General features: G+C 32.8%; 25 protein-coding genes and 1 tRNA gene. 9 read left to right on the plus strand and 17 right to left on the minus strand.

Annotated features, from left to right (window positions below):
* Positions 1 to 10 precede the first annotated feature (10 nt).
* Entirely contained in the window at positions 11 to 628 is a 618-nt protein-coding gene (locus BUB82_RS04530) for an FMN-binding negative transcriptional regulator (RefSeq protein ID WP_073192369.1), read from the plus strand.
* Here BUB82_RS04530 and BUB82_RS04535 read toward each other — a convergent pair.
* The 9 genes from BUB82_RS04535 to BUB82_RS04575 form a co-directional block, all read right to left on the minus strand.
* Entirely contained in the window at positions 609 to 1,964 is a 1,356-nt protein-coding gene (locus BUB82_RS04535; protein ID WP_073192371.1) for a UDP-N-acetylmuramate--L-alanine ligase, read from the minus strand. The two genes, BUB82_RS04530 and BUB82_RS04535, sit on opposite strands and share 20 nt — an antisense overlap.
* A 28-nt stretch (positions 1,965 to 1,992) precedes the next feature.
* Positions 1,993 to 2,841 carry a tetratricopeptide repeat protein gene (locus BUB82_RS04540; protein ID WP_073192373.1) on the minus strand — a complete coding sequence of 283 codons (849 nt, stop codon included), beginning with the start codon at positions 2,839 to 2,841 and terminating at the stop codon, positions 1,993 to 1,995.
* Positions 2,842 to 2,925: 84 nt separating this feature from the next.
* Positions 2,926 to 4,182 carry a rod shape-determining protein RodA gene (gene rodA / locus BUB82_RS04545; RefSeq protein WP_073192375.1) on the minus strand — a complete coding sequence of 419 codons (1,257 nt, stop codon included), beginning with the start codon at positions 4,180 to 4,182 and terminating at the stop codon, positions 2,926 to 2,928.
* A complete protein-coding gene (gene mrdA, locus BUB82_RS04550) occupies positions 4,182 to 6,056 on the minus strand; it encodes a penicillin-binding protein 2 (protein ID WP_073192377.1) in 1,875 nt (624 codons plus the stop codon). Before mrdA ends, rodA begins: the two co-directional genes overlap by 1 nt.
* Positions 6,053 to 6,562 (minus strand): rod shape-determining protein MreD, encoded by a 510-nt coding sequence (mreD, locus tag BUB82_RS04555; protein ID WP_073192379.1) that lies wholly within the window; start codon positions 6,560 to 6,562, stop codon positions 6,053 to 6,055. Before mreD ends, mrdA begins: the two co-directional genes overlap by 4 nt.
* A complete protein-coding gene (gene mreC / locus BUB82_RS04560; RefSeq protein WP_073192381.1) occupies positions 6,549 to 7,391 on the minus strand; it encodes a rod shape-determining protein MreC in 843 nt (280 codons plus the stop codon). The genes mreD and mreC overlap by 14 nt, the downstream gene beginning before the upstream one ends.
* 8 nt (positions 7,392 to 7,399) lie before the next feature.
* Positions 7,400 to 8,431 (minus strand): rod shape-determining protein, encoded by a 1,032-nt coding sequence (locus BUB82_RS04565; protein ID WP_073192383.1) that lies wholly within the window; start codon positions 8,429 to 8,431, stop codon positions 7,400 to 7,402.
* 31 nt (positions 8,432 to 8,462) lie between these two features.
* Positions 8,463 to 9,995 carry a bifunctional phosphoribosylaminoimidazolecarboxamide formyltransferase/IMP cyclohydrolase gene (gene purH, locus BUB82_RS04570; protein ID WP_073192385.1) on the minus strand — a complete coding sequence of 511 codons (1,533 nt, stop codon included), beginning with the start codon at positions 9,993 to 9,995 and terminating at the stop codon, positions 8,463 to 8,465.
* A 71-nt stretch (positions 9,996 to 10,066) separates the two neighbouring features.
* Positions 10,067 to 10,504 (minus strand): retropepsin-like aspartic protease, encoded by a 438-nt coding sequence (locus tag BUB82_RS04575; RefSeq protein WP_073192387.1) that lies wholly within the window; start codon positions 10,502 to 10,504, stop codon positions 10,067 to 10,069.
* 50 nt (positions 10,505 to 10,554) lie between these two features.
* Here BUB82_RS04575 and BUB82_RS04580 point away from each other — a divergent pair, with 50 nt between their 5' ends.
* From BUB82_RS04580 to BUB82_RS04615, 8 genes are all read left to right on the plus strand, one after another.
* Positions 10,555 to 11,322 (plus strand): TatD family hydrolase, encoded by a 768-nt coding sequence (locus BUB82_RS04580; RefSeq protein ID WP_073192389.1) that lies wholly within the window; start codon positions 10,555 to 10,557, stop codon positions 11,320 to 11,322.
* 3 nt (positions 11,323 to 11,325) lie between these two features.
* Positions 11,326 to 12,351 (plus strand): asparaginase, encoded by a 1,026-nt coding sequence (locus BUB82_RS04585; RefSeq protein WP_073192391.1) that lies wholly within the window; start codon positions 11,326 to 11,328, stop codon positions 12,349 to 12,351.
* Positions 12,352 to 12,427: 76 nt separating this feature from the next.
* Positions 12,428 to 12,517 (plus strand) — tRNA-Ser (locus tag BUB82_RS04590).
* A gap of 62 nt (positions 12,518 to 12,579) precedes the next feature.
* Complete coding sequence (locus BUB82_RS04595; protein ID WP_073192393.1) at positions 12,580 to 13,362, plus strand: MotA/TolQ/ExbB proton channel family protein; 783 nt, start codon at positions 12,580 to 12,582, stop codon at positions 13,360 to 13,362.
* Between the two features lie 8 nt (positions 13,363 to 13,370).
* Positions 13,371 to 13,805: a hypothetical protein gene (locus BUB82_RS04600; protein WP_073192395.1), complete on the plus strand. Its 435-nt coding sequence runs from the start codon at positions 13,371 to 13,373 to the stop codon at positions 13,803 to 13,805.
* A gap of 2 nt (positions 13,806 to 13,807) precedes the next feature.
* Positions 13,808 to 14,431 carry an ExbD/TolR family protein gene (locus BUB82_RS04605; protein WP_073192397.1) on the plus strand — a complete coding sequence of 208 codons (624 nt, stop codon included), beginning with the start codon at positions 13,808 to 13,810 and terminating at the stop codon, positions 14,429 to 14,431.
* A 19-nt stretch (positions 14,432 to 14,450) separates the two neighbouring features.
* Positions 14,451 to 14,933, plus strand: coding sequence for an ExbD/TolR family protein (locus tag BUB82_RS04610; RefSeq protein WP_073192399.1), 483 nt, complete (start codon positions 14,451 to 14,453; stop codon positions 14,931 to 14,933).
* Positions 14,934 to 15,014: 81 nt separating this feature from the next.
* Complete coding sequence (locus tag BUB82_RS04615; RefSeq protein WP_073192401.1) at positions 15,015 to 15,722, plus strand: porin family protein; 708 nt, start codon at positions 15,015 to 15,017, stop codon at positions 15,720 to 15,722.
* On the opposite strand, the gene BUB82_RS04620 is transcribed toward BUB82_RS04615, so the two are convergent.
* The 8 genes from BUB82_RS04620 to pyrH all read right to left on the minus strand — a co-directional run bounded on the left by BUB82_RS04620 (position 15,710) and on the right by pyrH (position 26,546).
* The gene (locus tag BUB82_RS04620; RefSeq protein ID WP_073192404.1) at positions 15,710 to 16,324 is read right to left on the minus strand and encodes a hypothetical protein; all 615 of its coding nucleotides are present in this window, start codon (positions 16,322 to 16,324) and stop codon (positions 15,710 to 15,712) included. The genes BUB82_RS04615 and BUB82_RS04620 overlap by 13 nt on opposite strands.
* Positions 16,321 to 17,766, minus strand: a complete 1,446-nt coding sequence (gene rpoN / locus BUB82_RS04625; RefSeq protein WP_073192406.1) for an RNA polymerase factor sigma-54 — start codon at positions 17,764 to 17,766, stop codon at positions 16,321 to 16,323. Before rpoN ends, BUB82_RS04620 begins: the two co-directional genes overlap by 4 nt.
* A gap of 9 nt (positions 17,767 to 17,775) precedes the next feature.
* Positions 17,776 to 18,642 carry an RluA family pseudouridine synthase gene (locus BUB82_RS04630; RefSeq protein ID WP_073192408.1) on the minus strand — a complete coding sequence of 289 codons (867 nt, stop codon included), beginning with the start codon at positions 18,640 to 18,642 and terminating at the stop codon, positions 17,776 to 17,778.
* A 1-nt stretch (position 18,643) separates the two neighbouring features.
* The gene (asnS, locus tag BUB82_RS04635; protein WP_073192410.1) at positions 18,644 to 20,083 is read right to left on the minus strand and encodes an asparagine--tRNA ligase; all 1,440 of its coding nucleotides are present in this window, start codon (positions 20,081 to 20,083) and stop codon (positions 18,644 to 18,646) included.
* A 427-nt stretch (positions 20,084 to 20,510) separates the two neighbouring features.
* Entirely contained in the window at positions 20,511 to 22,901 is a 2,391-nt protein-coding gene (locus BUB82_RS04640) for an efflux RND transporter permease subunit (protein WP_073192412.1), read from the minus strand.
* Positions 22,902 to 22,957: 56 nt separating this feature from the next.
* Entirely contained in the window at positions 22,958 to 25,204 is a 2,247-nt protein-coding gene (locus BUB82_RS04645; RefSeq protein ID WP_083574471.1) for a hypothetical protein, read from the minus strand.
* Positions 25,205 to 25,269: 65 nt separating this feature from the next.
* A complete protein-coding gene (frr, locus tag BUB82_RS04650; RefSeq protein WP_073192416.1) occupies positions 25,270 to 25,824 on the minus strand; it encodes a ribosome recycling factor in 555 nt (184 codons plus the stop codon).
* 14 nt (positions 25,825 to 25,838) lie between these two features.
* Positions 25,839 to 26,546 carry a UMP kinase gene (gene pyrH / locus BUB82_RS04655; protein WP_073192418.1) on the minus strand — a complete coding sequence of 236 codons (708 nt, stop codon included), beginning with the start codon at positions 26,544 to 26,546 and terminating at the stop codon, positions 25,839 to 25,841.
* Positions 26,547 to 26,681: the final 135 nt, after the last annotated feature.

The raw sequence follows: 26,681 nt of genomic DNA on the forward strand, positions 1-26,681 counted from the left end.
AAAATAAATTGTGCAAAAAAAAATAAACCACCTCAACACGAAGTTTCAACAGGTAACATCAAAACAGGTTGAAGCTATGATTAATTACTTTCCTTTAGCTGAAATAATTACAGCTAGAAAAGATACTATTTTAGTCTCAGAAATTCCACTTTTATATTCTAAAAATGAATTAATTGGTCATATCGCCAACTCGAATCCGCAGCTTGAACATTTTAAACTCAACTCAAAATTAAAAGTTATTTTTTGTGGACCACAAGCTTATATATCTCCGCAGTTATTTCAAAGTGAAGAATTACCAACCTTTAATTTTGCACGTCTTCATATTGAAGGAGACGTTTCATTAAAACCAGTTGAAAGTACGCTAGAAGACATTAAGCGTTTATATCAACATTTAGACACTTCAACTAGTGACCTATTTCAAGCACAACGTGGTAAGATAAACGAGCTTAGCCAATATATTACAGGATTTAGTATTAAAATTAGCTCTATTGATTTCCGCTTTAAATTAAGTCAAGACAAATCAAAACATCACCAATTAATAGCTCTAAAAGAACTAGAAGAAGCTTCAAAAATGGCTATTCATAATTATTTAGAGCAATCTTTAAAACCTAATCTTCTAGTTGACTAGCAAATTGATTAAGGTCTAAACCGCCGTAATTTCCACTGCTCATCATTAGTAAGACATCATGCTTAAATTCTTTTAAGTCTAAAAAAGCCTTAAAGTTTTTAGGAGATGTAAACACTTGTAAATCCTCTCGGTTAAAGGCTTCTAAAATATCTTTTTTACCGAGCGTTTCAAGTTGCTTAATTTCAACAGCCTTAGGTGAGTAAAATACAATAGCCTCATCGGCTTGATCTAAAGCATGATTATATTCAGTTAAAAAATCCTGATTAAGGCTACTATACGTGTGAAGCTCTAAACAAGCTATTAGATGACGGTTGGGATATTGTTTTTTTACTGCATTTGTAGTGGCTTTAACCTTTGAAGGAGAATGTGCATAATCCTTATACAATACAATTTTATCATTTTTAAATAAAAGCTCTAAACGTTTTGAAGCACCTTTAAAGCTTGCTATGGCTTCATAAAAATCATCTTCGTCAATACCCATATGCTGGCAAATCCACTTAGCGCCAGCTAAATTTTCTAAATTATGCTCCCCAAATATTTCAAGCGGCAAATCACCTTCTGGTGTTTCAATAAATGTTTCGCCATCTTCAATTGAATAATTAGGGATTGAGTAAGCATGTTTTCGGGTTGGTTTAGTGGCATTTTTGGCTAAATCAGCTAAAACATGATCACTTTCATTATAAACCAAAGTTGAACCATTGGTCATGGTTTCTAAAAAAACTTCAAACTGTTTAACATAATCTTCAAAAGTTGGGAATACATTAATATGATCCCACGCAATTCCACTTAACAAAGCAATATTGGGTTGATAGAGGTGAAATTTTGGCCGTAAATCTATTGGCGAAGATAGATATTCGTCACCTTCTAATAATATAAAATCATTTTCTTGGGTTAAATGAACAGCGTTTTCAAAACCATCGAGTTGCGCACCTAACATGTAATCAACCTCTTTGTTGTGGTAATGCAATACATGTAAAATCATGGCTGTTATAGTGGTTTTACCATGAGAACCACCAATAACAACGCGTGTTTTTTGCTTTGAATGTTCAAACAAAAATTCAGGATAAGACATGATGCTTAGGCCCAAATCTTTGGCTTTTAAAAGCTCAGGATTATCTGGTTTTGCATGCATTCCGAGAATAACAACATCTATTTCAGAGGTAATTTTATCTGGAAACCAGCCATCTTGAGGTAAAAGTCCAACCGCTTGGAGTTTTGACCTAGATGGCTCAAAAATTTGATCATCACTTCCGGTGATAGTTTCGCCTTTTTGATGTAAGGCAATAGCTAAACTGTGCATCGCACTACCGCCAATTGCTATAAAATGGATATGCATAGAATAATTTTATTTACAAAGTTAAGTTTTATGACGCTAATTTTGATTTAAGTTGTTTTAATTTCAATTTTTCTTCGCTAGACAATTTTTTGGATGATACTTGAACTAAAATTGATTTCAATTCTGAAGTTGAGTAAGATGCCAAGTTTTTAATTGAATTAAGCTGAAAAATAAAATTGAGATGATTAGTGACTTGGTATGCTTTAATAGCAGTTGAAATTTGTTGTTTTGTTTTATTGAAATCTCTATACAAGGCTATTAATTTTTCGAAACAAGTTTTTGACTTTCCGATAGCCACAGCCTTAAGGTAAAATTTCTCGGCTTGGTTGAAGTTACCATCATAAGATTCAATATAACCTTTTGCTAAAGCAGCATCTACAGGACTTATTTTTTCGAGTTGATTAGCATATTTATAGGCCGTTGATTTACTCCCACCAATAATACCTGGTAATTCCATATAAAGCTGAACCAGTGCCCAACGTGATTCAATATGTTGAGAATCAAGTTTGGTTGCTTTTTTTAAATGTAACTTAACATCACCTAATAAGGTTAATGCCTTAAAGCGGTTAACTGACTTGGCATATAAACCCAAAGCACCACCATACCTAAAATGATATTCGGCATTATTAGGGAACTGTTCAACTAGGACTTTATTAGTTTCAGCTGCTTTTTGCCACTGCTCTAGCCTAGCATAAGTTTGACCAAGCAATGCTCGACTTTCAACTTTATATCGATCTTTTTGTGGTAAACTTAATAGAATTGTTTTTGCTTTTGTAAAATCAGCGTTATTGTAAGCTTTTTTAGCTTCACCAAATTGATTTTGTGACCAGCTTTGAATGCTTATAATTATTAAAACTGTAAACCAGAAATACTTCATTTTTTTTAAGTAGAACAATTATTCAAAACAAATGTAAAACACTCCTATTAATAGAACTTTGATATTAACTTTTTTAATTCAGTTTTAATTCAAACTACTCCGTTTGGCATCAAATTTTAAGAAAATAAAAATCAATATTAAAAATCCCCATAAACCAGATCCGCCATAACTAAAAAATGGTAAAGGAATTCCGACAGTTGGAAATAAGCCAATTACCATTGCGATGTTAACAAAGAAGTGAAAAAATAAAATACCGATAACTGAGTAACCAAAAACACGGTTGAATTGGGATTTTTGTCGCTCTGCTAGATAATATAATCTTAGGATTAGACATGCAAATAAAATAATGATAATGCTTGAGCCTAAAAATCCCCATTCTTCACCAACGGTGCTAAAAATATAATCTGTATGCTGCTCGGGAACAAATTTACCTTGGGTTTGTGTACCTTTTAACCAACCTTTTCCAGTTAAGCCACCACTACCAATCGCAACTTGACTTTGATATAAATTAAAAGCTGAGCCTTTAATATCAACTTGGTCGCTGAGTAAAACTTCAAACCGGTCTTGTTGGTGAGGTAACAGAACATTATTAAATATATAACTGACTGAAAATGAAAAACCAACCCCTAACAACCCGATGACTAAGTACTTCCAGAGCTTTTTGCGTTTATTTTTATTTAAAATATATGCTAAGACTAAAATCAAAATTAAAATTACAGAAACGATGATTACACCAAACTTTAAAGTTAGAACAAATAACACAGCCGCTGATATTGAAATAGTTAAGTACCAATGTGGTAAGCCTTCGCGATACATTGGTAAAATAAATGAAGCATAAATTAGCGCACTACCTGCATCAGGTTGTAACATAATAAGACCAACTGGTACCGCAATAATAAAAAAAGCCTTCAATTGATACTTAAATAACTTTAAGCTGACTTGTATTTCGCTTAAATATTTTGCCATTGCTAAAGCTACCGCAGCTTTAACAAATTCTGCTGGCTGAATACTAAACAACCCAAATGAATACCAAGCAGTCTGGCCAGCAATTGTTTTACCAAAAAAAAGAACACCTACTAATGATAAAATGGCCAGTAAATAGATAATACTTGCAAAACGTTCATAGAATTTGACTTCTATTGACGTTATTACAATAACAAGTAAAAAGCCTAAAGCTATAAATAAAATTTGCTTGCCATAAATAGCAGAAAAGTCAAATATATTAGCATCGGCTGAAGTTAGTGTAGTCGAATAAATATTACCCCAACCAAAACCAATGAGTAATGCGATTAGCATAATGCTTAACCAATCTATCTGTAAAATTGTTTTTTGCGCACCCATTACTGTTGACTAATTGTATCTAAATCTTGATTTTTGTATGGTTTTGCATATTCTTCTTCTAAGCTTTGGTTTAAAACCCATTGCTCTAAATCGGTTCGTTCAATTTTATCTTTGAGGTACTTTTCAATCATCAAGCTTGAAATACGACCAGCGTAGGTTGAGCCATAACCACCATTTTCAACAAATACAGCAATGGCAATTTTAGGATTCTCTTTGGGGGCAAAAGCTACAAAAATAGAATGGTCTTCTAACTCAACAATCTCTCCATTAATTCGAGCTTTATTTTGAGCTGTTCCTGTTTTTCCGCAAACCTCAATACCTGGAACTCTTAAAAAGCGAGCTGTACCATAATTGAATACATCATGCATACCTTCAATTATAGGCTCAAAATGTTGTTGATCTATAGTTGTAATTTGTTTTTCAGTATATTTTGGTTCGGAAATAGCTTTACCATCAATTTCTTTTAAAATATGAGGCTTATAAAACCAACCCCGATTAGCGATAGCAGCCGTTACATTAGCTAATTGAATTGGTGTTGTTAAGACTTCACCTTGACCAATAGCGTTAGATAGTGTTGCGGTTGCATACCATTTATACTTCGGGTAATTATAAGCTCTGTTGTAATATTCTGCATCTGGCACTAATCCAGCTCTACCAACTGGTAAATCATACCCAAGAAAATTACCAAGGCCAAAACTTTTTAAATGCTTAGCCCATACATCGATTCCTTCTTGTGGTGTTTCAAACTTTTCGATACTTCGCCGATATATTTGAGCAAAATAAGTATTACAAGAATAAGCAATACCTGAAATTAAAGCTACAGGACTAGAGTGTGCATGACAGCCCATTCGTGCACCTCGACCATAAGTGTACCCACCATAACATTTAAAATTTTCTTCTATCTCTACAACATTTTCTTGTAACGCAATCAAGCCTGTTAAAGCCTTGAAAGGTGACCCAGGTGGATAAACAGCCTGTAATGCTCGATTATAAAGTGGTTTTGAAATTGAATCATAATACAAACGGGTAAAATTACGTGAACGTTTACGTCCAACTAGCAAATCTGGATCATAAGATGGAGCGGTAATTAAACTCAAAATTTCACCTGATGAAGGTTGAATAGCCACAATACCACCGCGTTTATTTTTCATTAATAGCTCACCATAAGCTTGTAACTTAGAATCTATTGTTAAAGTAATATCCTTTCCCTTTTGAGGTAACGTGTCAAAAGCACCATTTTTAAATGACTTAATATTTCTATTAAACCGATCTCTCAAAAAGTGCTTGACACCTCTTTGACCTCTCAATTCTTCTTCATATTGCTGTTCAACACCTTGACGACCAATAAAATCACCTGATTGATAATAAGGATTTTTTGAGATATCACGATTGTTAACTTCAGCGATATAACCTAAGATATTAGAACTATGTTTGACATCATAATCACGCAAAGAACGTTTTTGAATAAAGAAGCCTTTATATTTATACATCTTTTCCTGAACATACGCGTACTCGCTTTTGGTGAGTTGCGGTGTAATGACTGAAGCCAATTTGGGTGAATAGATAAAAGCCTTTTTAATTTGTTCTTTTAGCCGCTCAGGTGTTAATTTTAATAAATTCGCGAGTTCAAGTGTATCAAATGACTCTAACTCATTTGGTATAACCATCACATCGTAAGCTGGTTGATTACCAACTAAAAGTTCACCATTTCGGTCATATATATAACCTCTTTGCGGGTAATCAAAAACTTTTCTAATGGCAATATTTTTAGAAACATCATCATAAGAATCGTCTATTAACTGAATATAAACTAGACGAGCTAAAAATATTAAAGCCGTGATGCAAACTAGTAAAACAGGTAATATTTTTCTCACTTAATTTGCTTTTGGAGAAGTTGAAGAATTAAAATATTAACTAAAACACTCAATAATGTTGATGCTATAAGTTTTTCAAGAAACAATTGCCATAAGTTAATATTAAAAAACTCGAGTGAAAATAAGATGACATGATGTAATAAAATCACTAAAAAGACATAACTTATTTTTTTTAACAAGACCGCATTGTTAATACTCAAGGTCTGATAATCATAACTTAAGCCAAAATTGAAATGTAATAATTGTGGCCTAAAATAAGCAATAACTAAACTTGCCGTTGCATGCATTCCACCGGTATTTTGAAATATGTCTATACTAAGCCCTAATAAAAATGCAAGAATTAAAGTCTGAATTCGATTGGCATGTGGTGGTTGTAAGATAATAAATAAAGGATAGACGTAAGGTACAACATTATTTAGAATTAACAATTTATCAAAAATAAAAACCTGAGCCAATACAACACTGAGAAATAAAATGATATGATATAACCGATTATTCGCTTTCATTGTCGTTTTTATTTAGAGTACTTATAGCTTCGGTTTTATTGTTTCGTTTTAAAATGTAAACTTTACCTAAATTAGTCATATCATTAAAAAGTCTAACCTCTATCTCAAAATAGCCTTGAATCAGTTCAAAATCTTGTATTGTACCAATAGGCAATTCTTCTGGAAAAATAAATGATTTACCACCTGTGATAATGGTGTCTCCAATGGCTACTGGAGCTGATCGAGGAACATCTTTTAGTTTAGCAACTTCAACTGAAACAGCATCCCAAGTCAAAGTTCCAAAATGATTGGACTTTTTTAATTTAGCATTTATAGATATATTGCGGTTTAAGATTGAAATAACACGTGAAAAATTAGCTGAAGTATATTCTGTAATACCTATAATTCCCAAGCTTGAAAATATAGCTAGTTCATTTTCAATACCATCATTTGTGCCTTTATTTAATAGCAAATAATTATCTGGATTATTGTAGCTGTTAGAAACAACTTCTGCTGGTATAATTGTATAAAGGCTATCGTTTAAGTTTAGGTCTTGAGTTATTTTAGGCTTTGTTGTGTCAAGTTGATTTAAGCCTTCTAAGTTGAGTAACTGTTCGCGTAAAAACTTATTTTCTTGATGTAAAACTTCATTTTGAGATTTTAAATTGAAGTATTCACTAACCGAAGCCTGCATGCTATATATGTTAGCACTAATAAAATTGGTTGAATTTACAAAGTTTGTGTTTTGGTATGTGTGTGCGTAAAATGTAAGTCTTAAACCTGAAACTAGTAATAACAGAAACACTAAAAACACCTTATATTTAATAAGAAAATTAAGTATTTGCTGCATTTAATGGCTTATTCTTGAATTAACACTGGCTTAAAGCGCTCTAGGTTTTTTAAAGTAATTCCTGTTCCTCTAACAATAGCTCTTAAAGGATCTTCAGCAATATAAACAGGTAAATCTGTCTTTTGCGATAGACGTTTGTCTAAACCTCTTAACATAGAACCACCACCAGCTAAGTAAATTCCTGTATTGTAAATATCAGCGGCAAGTTCTGGAGGTGTTTGCGAGAGTGTTTCCATAACAGCATCTTCAATTCTTAAAATTGATTTATCGAGAGCTTTTGCTATTTCTCGAAAAGAAATTTCGACTTGTTTAGGCTTTCCTGTCAGCAAATCACGACCTTGAACGTTCATATCTTCTGGAATAGTCTCTAAATCTTCAGTCGCAGACCCAATCTGGATTTTAATCTTTTCAGCTGTGCGTTCTCCAATAAATAAGTTATGTTGAGTCCGCATGTAATAAATGATATCATTGGTAAATACATCCCCAGCGACTTTAACCGATTTATCGCAAACAATACCACCTAAAGCAATTACGGCTATTTCGGTAGTACCACCACCAATATCAACAATCATATTACCTTTTGGCTGCATGATATCTACACCAATACCAATTGCGGCTGCCATAGGTTCGTGAATTAAATAAACTTCTTTACCGTTAACACGTTCAGCTGAATCTTTAACCGCTCGCATTTCAACTTCAGTTATGCCGCTTGGAATACAAATAACCATGCGTAATGAAGGAGTAAATAAACGCTTTTTTAATGCAGGGATTTCTTTAATGAACATGCTTATCATTTGTTCACTTGCTTCAAAATCAGCTATAACACCATCTTTTAAAGGTCTAATAGTTTTAATGTTTTCATGGGTTTTCCCTTGCATCATTGCAGCTTCTTTACCAGCAGCAATGATTTTACCAGAAATTCGGTCGCGAGCAACAATAGAAGGACTATCAACAACCACTTTATCATTATGAATTATAAGTGTATTTGCAGTACCTAAATCAATGGCTATATCTTCAGTTAAAAAATCAAAAAATCCCATGTGCTATTTATCTATATTGTAAAGTTACGTATTAATGTTTAAAGTGTCTTGTGCCAGTCATTAACATTGTTAGATGGTTCTCATTACAATAATCAATGCTTAATTGGTCTTTAATTGAACCACCTGGCTGAATAACTGAAGTGATACCAGCTTTATGAGCAATTTCTACGCAATCTGGAAATGGAAAAAAAGCATCACTTGCCATTACGGCATCAGCTAGACTGAAATTAAATGACTTTGCTTTATGAATAGCTTGATTTAAAGCATCTACTCTTGAGGTTTGGCCTGTTCCGCTTGCTAAAAGTTGTTTATTTTTGGCAAGTACTATTGTATTAGACTTGGTGTGCTTACAAATTTTTGAAGCAAATAATAAATCTGTAATTTGTTCCTGAGTAGCTTCTTTATTAGTCACACAATTCAAATCTTCTATAGCATCTGTTTTTAAATCTTTATCTTGAACTAAAACCCCATTTAAGCATGTCCTAACAGTAGGTTGCGTAAAATTAAATTGTTTTTGGACTAAAATAATTCGATTCTTTTTTCCTTTTAAAATAGCTAATGCTTCAGTTGAAAAACTTGGTGCAATAACAACTTCGCAAAATAATTGATGGATTTCTTTTGCTGTTTCTTGGTCTACTTCTGCATTGGCAATTAAAATCCCGCCAAAAGCAGAAACAGGATCGCCAGCTAAAGCGTCTTTATAAGCTTCTGAAATAGTAGAGCGCTGAGCTAAACCACAAGCATTGTTGTGTTTTAAAATAGCAAAAGTTGGCGCTTCATTTTGAAATTCGGCCATTAAATTTACAGCCGCATCAACATCTAAAAGGTTATTATACGATAATTCTTTACCATGCAATTGATCAAAAACCGAATCAAAATCACCAAAAAACTGACCACCTTGATGCGGGTTTTCACCATATCTTAAAGTTTTACCATTGCCATAACTTTCTTTAAACGCATTAACACTATTATTTGAGTTTAAGTAGTTAAAAATCGCTGTATCGTAGTGAGATGAAATATTAAAGGCTTTAGACGCAAAATTTTGTCTTGTTTCTAGGTTAATTTCACCATTTTGAGTTTGTAAAAGTTTTAAAACACTAGCATAATCGTCACGCGATGAAACACACCAAGTATCTTTATAATTCTTGGCAGCTGCACGAATAAGTGAAATTCCGCCGATGTCTATTTTTTCAATAATATCTTGTTCGCTAGCACCAGAAGCCACAGTATCTTCAAACGGATACAAATCAACAATAACTAAGTCGATTTGTGGTATATCATAAGTTTGCATCTCTTCTTGATCACTTTCAACCGATTGCCGATTTAAAATTCCACCAAAAACTTTAGGATGTAAAGTTTTAACGCGACCACCCAAGATTGAAGGATAATCGGTCACAGATTCTACAGGTATAACATTAATTCCTAAAGATTTAATAAAGGTTTCTGTACCGCCAGTTGAATAGATTTTTACACCTAATTCATCTAAGCGTTTTACAATAGGTTCTAAACCATCTTTGTGATAAACTGAAATTAAGGCTGAATTGATTTTCAGGGAAGCGCTCATAGTAAAAAATTAAGTTGCGAAAGTAAGATTTTAGCTTAATAAATTAAAGTAAAAAGTTCTAAAAAATCAAATTACTTTAAATACAAACGCTTTGATTTATAATCGATAACAGCTTTTGACTTCTCTAGAACGTCAGCTCCCAAAATACCGTGAACTTTTTCAGAATCGTGATTCTCTAAAGCTGTGTTAACGTGTGATAAATCAAAAATAACTAGTTTCATTTTTTTTTGGATCCACTCGCCTATTTCAATTTTATTATCTTGAGAAGATTTTGTGAGCATATTACTTGCTCCTGCACCAGCTGCCCGAATATCGCTATCTTCTGGAAGCAATGAAAAGTAATCGGCAACAGCCAAATCTATGCAGGAACTCGATGCGCCAGTATCTAAAATAAAGTCGCCTTCAATTCCGTTAATTATGGCATTACAATGCAAATGACCGGTTGAAATCACTTCTAACTTAACACTTGAATAACCTTTAGATTCAAGGATTTTACGCAATGATGGCATTTTTAGAAATTTTTGCAAATATAGACTTTCAAAATGAATAAATTTGCGACATGAATTTTATAGACACGCACACCCATTTATACGTTAAAGATTTTAATGAAGATATTGAAGCTGTTGTAAACCGAGCGCTCAGCAACAATATTACCAAATTTTGCCTACCAGCTATAGATTCTGAAACCTCTCAGGCAATGCTTGATTTACAGTTGAAGTTTCCAGATCATATGCATATCATGGCCGGCTTACATCCAACATCAGTAAGCAATAATTACAAAGCAGAACTTGAGCATGTTAAACAACAACTTAGCCAGCACAACTGTATTGCTGTAGGCGAAATTGGCATAGATTTATATTGGGATAAAAGCTTTTTAACCGAACAACAAGACGCATTTAAAGCACAAATTAAACTAGCAAAACAACACCACCTACCAATTGTAATACATTGTAGAGAGGCTTTTGACGAAGTTTTTGAAGTTCTTGAAAGTGAAAAAGACGATGATTTATTTGGTATTTTTCACTGTTTTACTGGAACATTAGAACAAGCAAAACAAGCGATTAATTTAAACATGAAATTAGGTCTTGGTGGAGTACTTACCTTTAAAAATGGAAAGATTGATCAATTTATGCACTTAATTAATTTAAAGCATATTGTGTTAGAAACAGATGCACCTTACCTTGCACCTAAACCTTACAGAGGCAAACGAAATGAAAGCAGCTACCTTATAAAAGTCGCAGAGAGACTTGCAGAAATACATAACAGAAGTATTGAAGAAATTGCTGAAATCACAACCCAAAACGCAAAAACCGTCTTTAACATATAAAATATGAATGAACCGACTAAAATACTTTTAATCTATACCGGCGGAACTATTGGAATGATTAAAGACCCAGTTACCAATTCTTTAAAGGCATTCAACTTTGATCAGCTGTTGTCTAATATTCCAGAATTAAAATTATTAAGCCACGAAATTCATACCCTTAGTTTTGAAGACCCAAAAGACTCATCTGATTTTAACTGTGAAGACTACATCAACTTAGCGACAATAATTGAAACTAATTATGAAATTTACGATGGTTTTGTGGTTTTGCATGGAAGCGACACAATGTCTTACACAGCTTCGGCAATTTCATTTATGCTTGAAAATCTGACAAAGCCAGTTATATTTACAGGCTCACAACTTCCAATAGGTGATTTACGTACCGATGCTAAAGAAAATTTAATCACAAGTATTCAAATTGCAGGACTTAAAAATGAAACTAAAAGCTTAATTCAGGAAGTAGGCTTATACTTTGAATATAAATTATACCGTGCCAACCGAACGACTAAAATTAACGCTGAACACTTTGAGGCTTTTGCCTCGTTGAATTTTCCAGCAATGATAGAATCAGGTGTTAATCTAAATATTAATTACTCCTGTTTAATTCATTCAAAAGCACGAAAACTAAAAGTTCACAAACAACTCGACAACAATATTATTATTATAAAAGTTTTTCCAGGATTGAATGAGGCAACATTTAGTCACTTGATAAACACTCCAAATATAAAAGGGATAATTTTAGAAACATTTGGTAGCGGAAACACCAAAACAGAAGACTGGTTTTTAGATACCATTAGAAAAGCGATCAGAAAAGGTATTCATATCGTAAACATTACGCAATGTAGCGGTGGAAGTGTCGAAATGGGGAAATATGCAACCAGCAAACACCTATTAGAAGCAGGTATAATTGACGGAAAAGACATGACAACTGAAGCCGCTGTTGGTAAAATGATGTTTTTACTCCCAAAAAAACTTGATAAAAATGTTTTTAAAACTATCTTTGAGACTAGTCTGAGAGGTGAAATGAAATAATTTAACGTGTTAATAATAAGCAGTTCATAATTTTTTTTGTTATTTGCTGACAAAATTTGTTTATTTGACATCTTAAAGAGAAGTGACCGAGCGGTCGAAGGTGCACGCCTGGAAAGCGTGTGTTCTGATTGTATCAGAACCGAGGGTTCGAATCCCTTCTTCTCTGCGAAATGTAAAATAGTAATATAATTTAATCAATATATTTTAATAATTCTAAGACAAACAACAATGAAAAGATTATTTTCAATTTTAGCCATTTGTACAGCAATGGCTTTAGGTAATTTCAATGCACAAGCTGCACAAAATGATGTTGTAACCGAAAACATCACCGTAAATTTTGTTCAAGATGACGCACAAGATGGCGCTTCTGAAGAAAGTGTCGGATTTCACCAAGAACTTAAAAAACGTTTTATTGAAGGTGGACCAACATTTATGGGAATTGTACTTCTTTGTTTAATTCTTGGTTTAGCCATTGCATTCGAACGTATTATTTATTTAAATTTAGCGACAACAAACTCTAAAAAACTAGCTCAGAAAGTAGAAGATGCTATGAATAGTGGTGGTGTTGAAGCTGCAAAAGAAGTTTGTAGAAACACAAGCGGTCCTGTTGCATCAATTTATTACCAAGGCTTAGACCGTATGGATGAAGGCGTTGAAGCTGCCGAAAAAGCAGTTGTCGCGTATGGTGGAGTACAAATGGGACAACTTGAGAAAAACGTATCTTGGGTATCATTATTTATTGCCCTTGCTCCAATGCTTGGTTTCATGGGTACTGTAATAGGTATGATTCAAGCCTTCGATAAAATTGAAGCAGCTGGTGACATGCAACCATCTTTAGTTGCAGGTGGTATTAAAGTAGCACTTTTAACAACAGTATTTGGTCTTATTGTGGCTATTATTCTTCAAGTTTTTTACAACTACATTATCGCTAAAATTGATGCCATTGTTAATGATATGGAAGATGCATCAATTACTTTAATCGATATGTTAGTAGCTCATAAAAATAAATAATATCAACAATGAATAAAATCACAAACATATTTAAAATATTAGTTGGTGTAGTTGGCACAATTTTATTTTTGCGTGTATTCTACACTGGTGACGATGTAATTGAAGCTGACGCTTCATTACAAGATTCTGTTCTTGCGCCATTAATGTACGTATCTTACATTATATTAGCATTAGGTGTTGTATTTACGCTACTTTTCTCAATTAAATCTCTGTTTACAGGGGATGTCGTGAAGACATTAATTTCTTTGGGAGTATTTGTAGTAGTTTTAATTATCTCTTATGCTATGGCAAATGGTGTAGAAACACCGATGAGAGATGGTGAAATTCTATCTGAGAGTGGCTCAAGATGGGTTGGTACAGGTTTAAATGCTTTTTACATATTAGCTGTTTTGGCTGTTGGCGCTATGCTTGTTTCAAGTGTTAAAAAATTAATCACTAGATAATTATGGCAAAAAGAAGTGCACCTGAAGTTAATGCAGGATCGATGGCAGACATCGCATTCTTACTGCTTATCTTTTTCTTAGTGACCACAACTATTGAAACTGATAGCGGTATTAGCAGAAAACTTCCTCCAATAGAAGAGAACAAAGAAGATCCGCCACCACTTAAAGAGAAAAATATCTTTATAGTTTTGGTTAATGCTAATGAGGAGATTTTTGTAGATCACCACATCGTTAAAGAAAACCCGATGAAATTAGAGGATTTAAGAGCAAAAGCAGTTGAATTTTTAGATAATGGTGGTGGCACTGGTGACGAAGCTTGTAATTATTGCCAAGGAACTGGTGACCAAGAATCATCTGATAATCCTGTAAAAGCTGTTATATCATTACAAAACGATAGATTAACAGAATATGGAACCTATATCGCTGTTCAAAATGAGCTTGTTGCTGCTTATAACCAGTTAAGAAATCGAGAAGCTCAACGCCTTTACCAAGTTGATTTTACCGAAATGGAAAAAGCCTTTAAAGATCCTAATTATACAGGTGATAAAGACAAGTTAAAGGAGAAAATAGAGAAAATCAAAGACATGTACCCTCAAAAGTTATCTGAGGCTGAACCAAAAAAATAGTCTAAAAACATAACATAATATGTCAAAGTTTAAAAAAAATAAAGGTGGTGGAACACCTGGAATTTCGACGGCATCTTTGCCTGATATTGTTTTTATGCTACTATTCTTTTTCATGGTTGTAACTGTTATGCGTGATACAAGTCTTAAGGTGAAAAATATTTTACCATTTGCAGATCAAGTTGAAAAACTTGAGAAAAAAGACTTAGTTATGTATATATATGCTGGTAAACCTTCACCTAGATATCAAGATCAATATGGTACAGAGGCAAGAGTTCAGCTCAATGACAACTATGCTAAAATTAGTGATATACAGCAATTCATTTATCAAGAAAGACAAAGCAAACGAGAAGAACTTGTAAAGTATTTGATAACTGCCCTAAAAGTAGATAAAGAAACTAATATGGGTTTAGTTTCTGATATTAAACAAGAGTTACGTAAAGCTGAGGCTTTAAAAATAAATTATACAACTAAACAAGGTGATGCGTCACTTAATTTAGAATAAAAAATAAGTTTATTTGTCTGATTATTAAATAAAACATCCAGTAACTTGGATGTTTTATTTATTTAAAGCTATTTTAGTTTGATGAAATATCCTCTTTTAATATTAATTATATTATTGACCGCCGAAAATATTGCTCAAACGGTTGATAAAAGGTCAGATTCAATAACAGAGAATACAAAATCGTTTTATAGAGAGGATCAATTTTATGCTGGAGTAAGCTTCAACCTACTAACTAAGCTTAATAATGATATTCAGCAATCAGGTTTTTCTGGTAGTTTTGATTTAGGGATTATTCGTGATTTCCCATTTAATGAAGCCTCTACTCTAGCACTTGGCGTTGGTGCAGGTATAAATATTAATACTTATAACCAAAATGTTTTTTTAGGAGAAACGCCTGATGGGAATGATATTGTAACAGCCTTAGGCACATCCATCGAGTATTCTACAAATAAGTTTTCTACACACGTCTTAGAACTGCCAATTCAGTTAAGATGGAGAACTTCTACCATAAAAGATTATGCATTTTGGCGTGTATATGCAGGCATAAAACTTGGATATATCTATTATTTTAAATCAACATTTGAACAAGAAAACAATACTGTTATCCAAACAGATTTAGATGCCCTGAATAGATTTAGAACTTCAGCCTTTCTATCTTTCGGTTATAACATCGTAAATATTCAAATACAATATGATCTGAATCCATTATTTAATGGTCAGTTTACAAACACCGAATCAGAAATTGGGATTAATCCACTTAGACTAGGTTTTATATTTTACATTTTGTAAATAAAAAGTAAAGGAATTAAAAGCTGAGTTGCTAGTCCTAATAAAATTCCGACGACAACCTCTACTAAAGTATGTGCTTTTAAGTACAAACGCATGCTTGAAACAATCCCTAAACTTAAGATTAATACACTTATGTATAGAGATAAACTTAACTCAAAGTTATAACTAAGATAAATCATAAAAAAAGATAAAGAACTTAATCCTAAAGTGTGTAAGCTAACTTTAAATTTAAATAATAAACCTAAAAAACAAATAATTCCTGAAAATAATAAGGCCCAAAAAAAGTAAAATAAATGCTTATAATTATAGATATCAAAAATATAATTAATAATCAATAAATCGAGTACCAAAAAAAATAACAAAGGTAGCTTCCGCTCATTATAACTAGGGAGTCTAAAAGATGAAATCAATCTCATACTCTTCATAATAAACAAAAAAACAATTGGGATAAATATTGTTAAAATAGAAGTTGCTAAGACTTTAGCATAAACAATTGACTTCTGGAAAAAGTCTGGAAATAAATAAAAATAAGAAATTACTGCAATTATAGGTATAATGATAGGATGACAAATTACAGAAATAAATAAAGCTAGCTTTTTCATATTTCTTTTCGCAATCTTGCCACAGGAATATCTAATTGCTCACGATATTTAGCAACGGTTCGCCTCGCTATTGGATAGCCTTTTTCTTTTAGCAATTCAGTTAGTTTTGCGTCCGTATAAGGTTTTTTCTTGTTTTCTTTATTAACAACAGATTCTAAAATATTTTTTATTTCTCGCGTAGAAACATCTTCTCCTTGATCATTTTTCATTGACTCAGAGAAAAACTCTTTAATCAAAAAAGTTCCATAAGGTGTGTCTACATATTTTGAATTTGCTACACGAGAAACTGTACTAATATCCATATCAATTTTTTCGGCAATATCTTTAAGAATCATAGGCTTTATATCAGTCTCATCACCACTTAAAAAATAATCTCGCTGATAATTCATTATAGCACTCATTGTTGAAAAGAGCGTATGTTGCCGTTGCTTAATGGCATCAATAAACCATTTTGCTGAGTCTAACTTTTGTTTTATAAACAATACCGCTTCTTTTTGAGATTTGGTCTTATTTTTAGACTCTTTATAGGCTTTAAGCATATTGGCATATTCATGAGATACGTGCATTTCTGGTGAATTTCTGCCATTTAAAGTCAGCTCTAACTCACCGTTTTTAATACGTATTGTAAAATCTGGTATAACATGCTCGACTATTCGTGTGTTTGAGCTATAAGAAGCACCTGGTTTAGGGTTTAAGTGTTCGATAACTTCAATAGCAGATTTTAGCTCTTCTTCAGAGACAGAAAATTTAGATATGAGCTTTTGATAATGCTTTTTTGAAAACATATTAAAAGCTTCATTAATAAGCTGCTTTGCCAAATTAACTTCTTTTGAAGGTTTCTTTCGTTCTAACTGAAGACTTAAGCATTCTTGTAAGTCTCTAGAGCAAACACCAGCTGGATCAAGAGTTTGAACTATTTTTAAAATACGTAAAACGTGGTCTTCAGTAGTAAAAATGTTTTGGGTAAATGCTAAATCATCTACAATATCAATCAATTTACGTCTTAAGTATCCTGAACTATCTACACTTCCAATTAAAAATTCAGCGATCAATAAATCATCATCGCTTAAGTTTATGGTATGTAATTGATTTTTAAGGTATTGCGTAAATGAAATTCCTGAGGCGTATGGAATTTGGTTATCCTCAGAATCTTTAGAATAATTGTTAGCCTTCAACTTGTAACTTGGTACTTCATCATCACTTAAATAATCATCAACATCAAATTCAGTTTCTATAACTTCAGAATCATTTTCGTATTCTTCATTCTTGAACTCATCATCCTCATATTCGTCTTTTCCAGACTCAAGCGCAGGATTTTCTTCTAACTCATTTCGCAATCGCTGCTCAAAGGCAACAGTAGGCAACTGTATCAACTTCATCAACTGAATTTGTTGCGGTGATAGCTTTTGAGATAATTTTAAATTGAGTTGCTGTTTGAGCATGTTGTAAAATTAATTTTGTTCTATAAATTTAATGAATTTTTCGGGTAAATCTATATTGATTTTTATTAATTGCTTATCAATTGGATGCGTAAATTCTAATTGAAATGACTGTAAATATAAACCCTTATGTGGCAAGTTAGTTCTAAAATTACCTTGATATAATTGATCTCCTAGTATGGGATGTTGTAATAACTGAAGGTGCTTTCTGAGTTGATGTGTTCGGCCTGTAATAGGGTTTAGATGTACTAAACTGAATATCTCAGAGTTAATTATCATGGTGTCTTCAACTGAAATGATTGTTTTAGCTTGTTGTTCATCGATGGGTTGAGAAATTTCAATTGTATTTTTAGGAAACCTTCCAAAGCAGATGGCTCGGTAAGATTTAGTAATCTTTTGGTTTTGAAAAGCTTTAGACAATAGTGACTTGGCTTGAATCGTTTTAGCCACAAGCAATAGACCTTGTGTTACATTATCTAAGCGATGAACTGGTACAGGCAAATTTAAAGCATCTGGAAATTTACTTTTTTTGAGATTAAAAGGCAGCGCATGTTCTATGGTTTTAAAATAATTGCCGCTTGTTGGATAGCCGGCTGGCTTATTAATAACAGCCAGGAAATGGTCTTCATAAACGACTTCTACTTTTAGCTTAAAAATTTTTGCCGCATTATTCTCTGAAGAAATATAACTAATCACCATACCGTTTTCAAGCCAAGTTGCTGTTGAAGTTGGTTGATGATTAATTAGTATTTGTTGACGCTTTATTGCTTTTTTTAAAGCGGATTTTGTTGAAATATATGTAAAATTTGATAAGTTATAATCCTGCAAACGCGTTGGTGATTCTAAACCCTCTACATGATGTTCTTCTATAACATTCAAACTAAAAATCAGCGTTTTGAGGTGTTCTAGGATAAGGAATCACATCACGAATATTGCCCATTCCGGTTGCAAACAATACAAGACGCTCAAAACCTAAACCAAATCCTGAATGTACGCAAGTTCCAAACTTACGTGTTTCTAAATACCACCAGAGTTCGTCTTGGTCTACGTTAAGTTCTTCCATTTTAGATTTTAAAACATCAAAACGTTCCTCTCGTTGTGAGCCACCCACAATTTCACCAATACCTGGAAATAATATATCCATGGCGCGAACTGTTTTTTGGTCATCGTTTAAACGCATATAAAACGCCTTGATTTTGGCTGGATAGTCGAATAAAATGACGGGACACTTAAAATGTTTTTCAACTAAAAAACGTTCGTGCTCACTTTGTAAATCTGCACCCCATTCTTCAATGACATAATCAAATTTTTTCTTTTTGTTAGGTTTTGAATTCTTAAGAATATCAATCGCTTCAGTATAGCTCACACGCTTAAATTGATTATTGATTACAAAATCTAACTTTTCGCGCAATGGCATTGGTGAGCGATCTTTTTCAGGCTTAGATTTTTCTTCCTGTAACAAACGTTGTTCTAAAAATTCTAGATCGTCTTGGCAGTGCTCAGTAATGTAGCTTAAAACATGCTTAATAAAATCTTCTGCTAAATCCATATTACCGTCTAAATCGCAAAAAGCCATCTCAGGTTCAATCATCCAAAATTCAGCTAAGTGACGCGATGTGTTTGAATTTTCAGCTCTAAATGTTGGTCCAAAGGTATAAACGTTTCCAAGACCTAAAGCGTAAGTTTCAGCTTCAAGCTGGCCGCTAACTGTTAAGTTGGTTTCTTTTCCGAAGAAGTCTTCCTTAAAATTAATATCACCAGAAGTGGTTTTTGGTGTATCTTTTAAGTTTAGGTTCGTTACTTTAAACATTTCGCCAGCACCTTCAGCATCGCTACCTGTAATAATAGGCGTATTGACATAGAAGAAACCATTGGAGTTAAAATAGTCGTGTACTGCATAAGACAATTTTGCTCTAATCCGCATAATCGCACCAAATGTGTTTGTACGAACACGAAGGTGCGCTTGTTCTCTTAGCTTTTCTAAGCTGTGGCGTTTAGGTTGAAGTATGGTTTTTTTCACTTCATCAGTATCGGCAAGACCTAAAACTTCAACTTTAGAGACTTCTATCTCTACCGATTGCCCTTTGCCTTCACTTTCTTTTAAAACACCAAAAATCTTAATAGCCGAACCTATAGTTATTTGATCTAAAAGTGATTTATCAAAATTTTCAAAATCAACAACACATTGCAAGTTTTTAATAGTAGAGCCATCATTTAATGCAATAAAACGGTTACTTCTAAACGCTTTAACCCAGCCATAAACATTATAATCTTGATGTAAATTCGGTGATGATAATATACTTGCTATCGTTGATTTCATATCTATTTTTTTAGAATAGCAAATATAAATCTTATTGTAGGCTTTTAAAACTTTTGTTATGATTAATCAGGTTGAATTTAGGACAGAAAATCACAAACAAATTCATCATTAAATTACAAAACTAGAAGCTGACTTTTAAATTTTAAGAAAAAAAGGGCGAAAAAAGTGGAAAACATACCTAATACTAGGTATTGAATTATAAGCTGTAAGTATTTACTTTTATAAAAGTTCTAACCAAACTAATTTGAAATAGCTTTTGTAAGTTAATGAGGTAAGACTTACTGTAGTATTATAACAAGTAATTGTTTTGATACATTAAAATCACTTCATGTTGTTAAGTAAATTGGGGAATTGCTTACAACAACAATCCAGCCTTCGGGCTGGATTTTTTTATTTAAAAAAAAACTTTATAGAAGGTTAGTTTTTTTTAATCGTCATCTTCATCATCAATAATTTGAAGATGTGGTTTCTTCATGGTCTCTTTATTAGCTATACTTCGTTCAAGAGAAAGTAATAAAGAAGGCAACAATAATAGATTAGCCAACATTGCAAATAATAATGTAGCAGAAACCAAACCACCTAAGGCAACGGTACCACCAAAACTTGAAATCATGAATACTGAAAATCCGAAGAATAAAACAATAGATGTATAAAACATACTTACGGCTGTTTCACGTAATGATGGATAAACCGAACGCCTTATTTTCCAGTTATTAGCTTTTAATTCTTGCCTATACTTTGCTAAAAAATGTATCGTATCATCTACGCTGATTCCAAATGCAATACTAAAAACAAGGATGGTAGATGGTTTAATCGGTATACCTATAAAACCCATCATTCCAGCTGTCATGATTAAAGGAAGTAGATTTGGAATTAATGAAATAATAATCATCCTAAATGATCTAAACATCCAAGCCATGAATACAGCAATTAATACAACCGCTAAACCAAGAGATAATATTAAATTATTCACTAAATAATACGTCCCTTTTTGATAGATGAGAGCTTTACCAGTTAATGTCACTTCATAACGATCCTTTGGAAAAAGCTTATCAATCTCTGGTTGCAAGCGATTTTCAATTTGCTCAATTTCATCTGTACCAATATCTTTCATGAATATAGTCATCCTAGCATATTGACCAGTAGAATCTACATATGAAGTAATACCATCTTCTGAATTAGATAAACTTTTAAGGTATGGCATCATAAAATTTCGCTCTGCTCGTGTTGGCAACTGGTAGTATTTATCATTTCCATTGTAATAAGCCTGCTTAGCGAATTTAGCTAGATTAACCACAGAAATTGGCTTTGACAATTCTTCAATCTCAAGAATTTCAGACTCTAAAGCATCCATTTTTTGAAGCGTTGAAAGCTTAACAACACCATTTTTTCGATTTGTGTTAATTAATATTTCAAGTGGTAAAACACCGTCAAATTCTTTTTCAAAAAATTTAATTTCTTTGAAGAATTCAGCTTGTTGAGGCATATCTTCAAGTAAACTACCCGAAACACGAATCTTATAAATTCCTATAATACTTAAAACTAGTATAAATACAGCCATAAAATAAATGGCAACTCTATGATGTTTAACCATTTTAACCATCCATTCTACAAAGCCTTCAATCCAGTGTTTTCCTAAGTGCTTTAAATGCTTTTCTTTAGGCTGTGGCATGTAGCTATAAATAATAGGAATAATAAACAAGCTGAGTAGAAATATAGCGACGATATTGATTGAAGCTAACACACCAAATTCTACTAACAACTCACTTTGGGTAAAAATAAAGGTCGCAAAACCAGATGCTGTGGTTAAATTAGTCATCAACGTTGCATTACCAACTTTTGTGATGACGCGCTGTAACGACTTAGCTTTATTACCATGTTTTTTAATTTCTTGCTGATACTTATTAATCAAGAAAATACAATTTGGTATCCCTATAATTATAATAAGTGGCGGAATGACAGCAGTTAGAACAGTAATTTCATAACCGATTAAGCCTATGAACCCAAAAGCCCACATCACTCCGATAATTACAGTGAACATGGCTATTAAAGTTGCTCTAAATGATCTAAAGAAGAAAAAGAATATAAATGAAGTGACTAATAAAGCCGCAAGAACAAACCATTGAATTTCATCGACAATATTTTGAGAATTTAAGGTTCTAATATAAGGCATTCCAGACACCTTAAGATCTTTATTGTTAGAGGCTTCAAACTTTTCAATTAAAGGTTGAAGTTTTTGAACAATAAATTCTTTTCTAGCTTTATTATCAACAACACTGTCTTTTAAATAAACAGCCGTTTGAACTGTCTGAGTCTTGGAGTTAAACACCAAACCTTCGTAAAAAGGGTAGTTATTAAATAATTGGTTTTTATATTCAATTAGTCGATCGGCTGATAGTTTTGATAAGCTATCACTTAAAATAGATGTAAATTCAAATCGCTTAGGGTTTTCTTTCTTAGATAAAGTCATCAAGTTATGAATCCCTAATACAGATTCTACCTCTGGATAATCTTCTAACTCTAAGGCAAGATTCCTCCATTTTATAAAGCCTTCAACTGTAAATAAGCTTGAGTCTTGAGTTGCGATTGTAACTAAGTTGCCATCATTTCCAAATATAGTTTCAAAACTCTTATACTGTAAATTAATTTCAGCATCATCAGGAAGTAAATTCGCTTCAGTATAAGAAAACCTCATGTTTTTCCATTGAGAAGCTAACAAAATGGTACAAATGGTGATTAAGCTAATTATTAAGATACGATTTCTTAAAATAGCGCCTGCAATTGTGTTCCAAAATCCAAAGCTAAAGAGCTTTTGCATAATCAATATTTAGAATTTGCAAATGTATAAAACCATAGCTTATTTCAAACTTAAAATCAAAGCTTTAGGTAAAAGGTAAATTTAAATGATAGGTTGTCTTCAAAAACTGGTAAGTGGTAAGCGCCATAACGATAAGCAAAACTTAATCCAAAACCATAAAGTATATTATTAATTTCAAATCCAGCTTCATTGTATAACTCGTTTAGTGTATTAAAATTAACGAGTTGATGTTGCTCTATTTCACTAAATCCACCAATCGCATGCCGGCTAATTAAAACCAATTGTGGTTGCAATAAGTTTGAGAACTTAAATTTGTTAAACCTATGTTTAACATGTAAGGTTGCTTGTCGTGTATTGAAAAACTCATTAAAATACATCGTTTCAAAACTTTTTACACCAGCTACCGAAAAGCGGTTTATAATATTTTCTTTATTAGGGCTGTTAGGAAATGCATGAAAAACATGGGTGATTGGAATGTCTCCAAAGCCAATATTTCCTTCAAGTGTAAATTCTGTTTGATGACCGTTTACATGTGCTTGATTTAAAGTTGCTTTTGCACTAATTTTAGTAAAATTGAAATCACCTTCTAGCAAATTTGCAAAGCTTTGTTCTACTTGAGCACTAAAAGAAGGCGAATTTTCTTCTGCTAAATAAATTCGATTATCAAGGGCTATATTTTTTGAGTTTGGCATCCATCGTAAGCTTAATTTAGCTGTTGAAAGATTATAACCTTCAAATATACCATCAGAAGTTCTAAATGCATAAGAACGCGTTTGATCTATATCAGTTTTTTCAAGTCTTAGCTCAGTTAATAGTTGTGGCGTGAAATTATGCTGTAAGCTTAAGCCTAATTTCTCGTATTGATAGAAATAAGTGATATTAACTAATCGCGGCTCAAAAATAGAATAGACACGTTGGTCTGTTAAATAGGCATTTGTTCCAACTTCTTTAATATCATTCTCATAATGTAAATTAAACCAAGTATTTGTTGGCTTGTTTAAGTTTAAACCACTACTAAAACCATACTTAAAACTTGTATCTTTAGTACCGTAGGCCGAGTAAGCACCTAACCTAAACCACTCTGAAAACTGCTGATTAGTCTGTAAGCCTAAACCTAATCTAAAGCCTTCATAATTATTGACTTTAATTAATCGTGTTAAATCAACATCTAAAAATTCAATCGGCAAAAAACCTTGCTCAAACGCATTGATTCGTCTAATTCGACCATTTAAATTGTGGTTTTCAATATACTGATTTAGTGCCAGTGGTTGGTTTGGTGGTTGAGATAAAAACAAACTTGCGAGATTTTGCCAAGTCGTTTCGTTAAGAGCTGTTTTTTTTGCTTTATAATAAGTATCAACCAATCTCGTGTTTTTAGATTTAGGCAATTCAACCTGAGATTTTAAAATTCTTAATAATTGAAGTTGTGCATATTCTGATGAGTCTGGAAGCCTTGGCTGAATTAATCCAAACTTTAAACCACCTCCAAAAAATGAAAGTTTTTGCCCACCTTGACCTCTAGTAATAGTAACAGCTTGATAAACAGGCCATTTCTGCACTTTGTCAAACTGAAGTCTCACCCAAGCATTATAACTACCGCGATTTAATAAAACTAGATCGGAGATTGAGCGATGTTTTAAATTAATTACAATATAGCCTTCCCAATTTGAAATATTCTGGCGAGACTTAAAATAGATCACTTCAAAACTAGGCTTAGAGGTGACCTGAAAAAAATCAAATGCCTCATAACGTTTTTTTCCGACTGGCGAAAACACTTGCTGAGAGAAAACTTCAAAATAAGTTTCAAACACATTATAACTCAACAATTCACGGCTAAGCATTTTTTGGTTAACTTTTTCAAAACCATTTAAATCAATCTCTTCAATTTCAACTGTGGTTGAATTTTTAAAGACGTTTAATCGGCTTGATTTTCTTAAGTCAAAGTTTGGAATGTTTGTTTGTGTAGGAACTATTTTTGTCCGTTCGTAAGTTTTAGCTGAAAAACCTCTGAGTATAGCTTGGTTAATAAGATCATCTAACTGATTTTTTTGTACTAGAGATATAGGTTTTAGTTGGGCATTCTGTTCAAGTTGAAGTTGAGTGTTTTTTTGAGGATGAAAAGATTTAGAATGAAATTTTGGTGCAAATACTTCAACTGAATCTGATAAATTTTCAGAAAAAACAAAACCACCATCAGCATTTTGAATAAAAGCCTTTTGGTGGTTGTAAGCAATTGCGTTATAAATTGGTTGATTTTCAGCATTAAAAACACGTATTGTGTCTATTTTTTGCTGAGCAAGCATCAAACTTACTTGACAAAAACCAATAAAGAAGCAAATTATTTTCAATAATGTCAACTAAGCAACAGTTAAACTGTCATGATTTCTTTTTCTTTAGCCGTATAGATGTCATCTATTCTAGCCACAAACTTATCCGTTAATTTCTGAACATCTTCTTCTAAGTCTTTTTGTGTATCTTCTGGCAAGTCTAACTTTTTCAAATCCGCTAAAGCACTTCGGCGGTCATTTCTCACACCAATTTTTGCTTCTTCGGCTTCGGCTTTAGCTTGTTTAGCAAGTTGTTGACGGCGTTCTTCAGTTAAGGGTGGCACATTAATAATAACGTTATTACCATTATTTGATGGGTTAAAACCTAGATTAGCATTTTGAATTCCTTTTTCTATTTCAGGAATTAAGCCTTTCTCAAAAGGTTGAATTGATAAGGTTCTAGCATCTGGTGTATTGATATTACTAACCTGACTTAAAGGTGTTTGTGAGCCGTAATACTCTACCATTACCGAGTTTAACATGGTTGGGTTAGCTTTACCGGCTCTAATGTTAATTAATTGCTTTTCTAAGTGCTTAATAGCATTTTGCATAGCTTCTTCTGCGCTATCCAAAATAAAATCTACATCTTCATTCATATGTAATAATTAAATTATAGATTAACTTTTGTTCCTATATTTTCTCCTGAGACAACTTTAAATAGGTTGCCACGCGTATTCATATCAAATACTATAATTGGTAATTCATTTTCTTGACTCAAAGTAAATGCTGTGGTGTCCATAACTTTAAGACCTTTTTTGAGTACATCTTCAAAAGTAATAAAATCGAACTTGGTTGCATTTTGATTCTGTTCAGGGTCTTCGGTATAAATGCCATCAACACGCGTTCCTTTTAAAATCACATCAGCTTCAATTTCAATAGCTCGCAAAACAGCTGCAGAATCTGTTGTAAAATATGGATTTCCGGTACCTCCACCAAAAATCACTACACGACCTTTTTCAAGATGCCGCATAGCTTTGCGTCTTATAAAAGGCTCTGCAACTTCATTAATTTTAATAGCAGATTGTAATCGCGTTTGAATTCCACTGTTTTCACAAGCACTTTGTAATGCCAGACCATTTATGACTGTCGCTAGCATACCCATGTGATCGCCTTGAACACGATCCATGCCTTTGCTAGCGCCAGCAACACCTCTAAAAATATTTCCACCACCAATAACAATAGCTACTTCCACGCCTTTATCTACAAGTGTTTTAATTTCTTTAGCATAGTCATTTAAACGCTCAGGATCAATACCATATTGACGATTTCCCATTAATGCTTCTCCTGATAATTTAAGTAAAACTCTTTTGTAGTGCATAATTCTGATATTGTTTTGCAAATATAGGTATTATAGGATTCGTTTTTGCATTCGAAGTTTACTTTTTAATTGACCAATAAAAACAAAAAAGCCAATTAATTTTATTAATTGGCTTTTTGAAACTAAGTTATAAAA

Source organism: Psychroflexus salarius, from assembly GCF_900129035.1.
Classification (GTDB): domain Bacteria; phylum Bacteroidota; class Bacteroidia; order Flavobacteriales; family Flavobacteriaceae; genus Psychroflexus; species Psychroflexus salarius.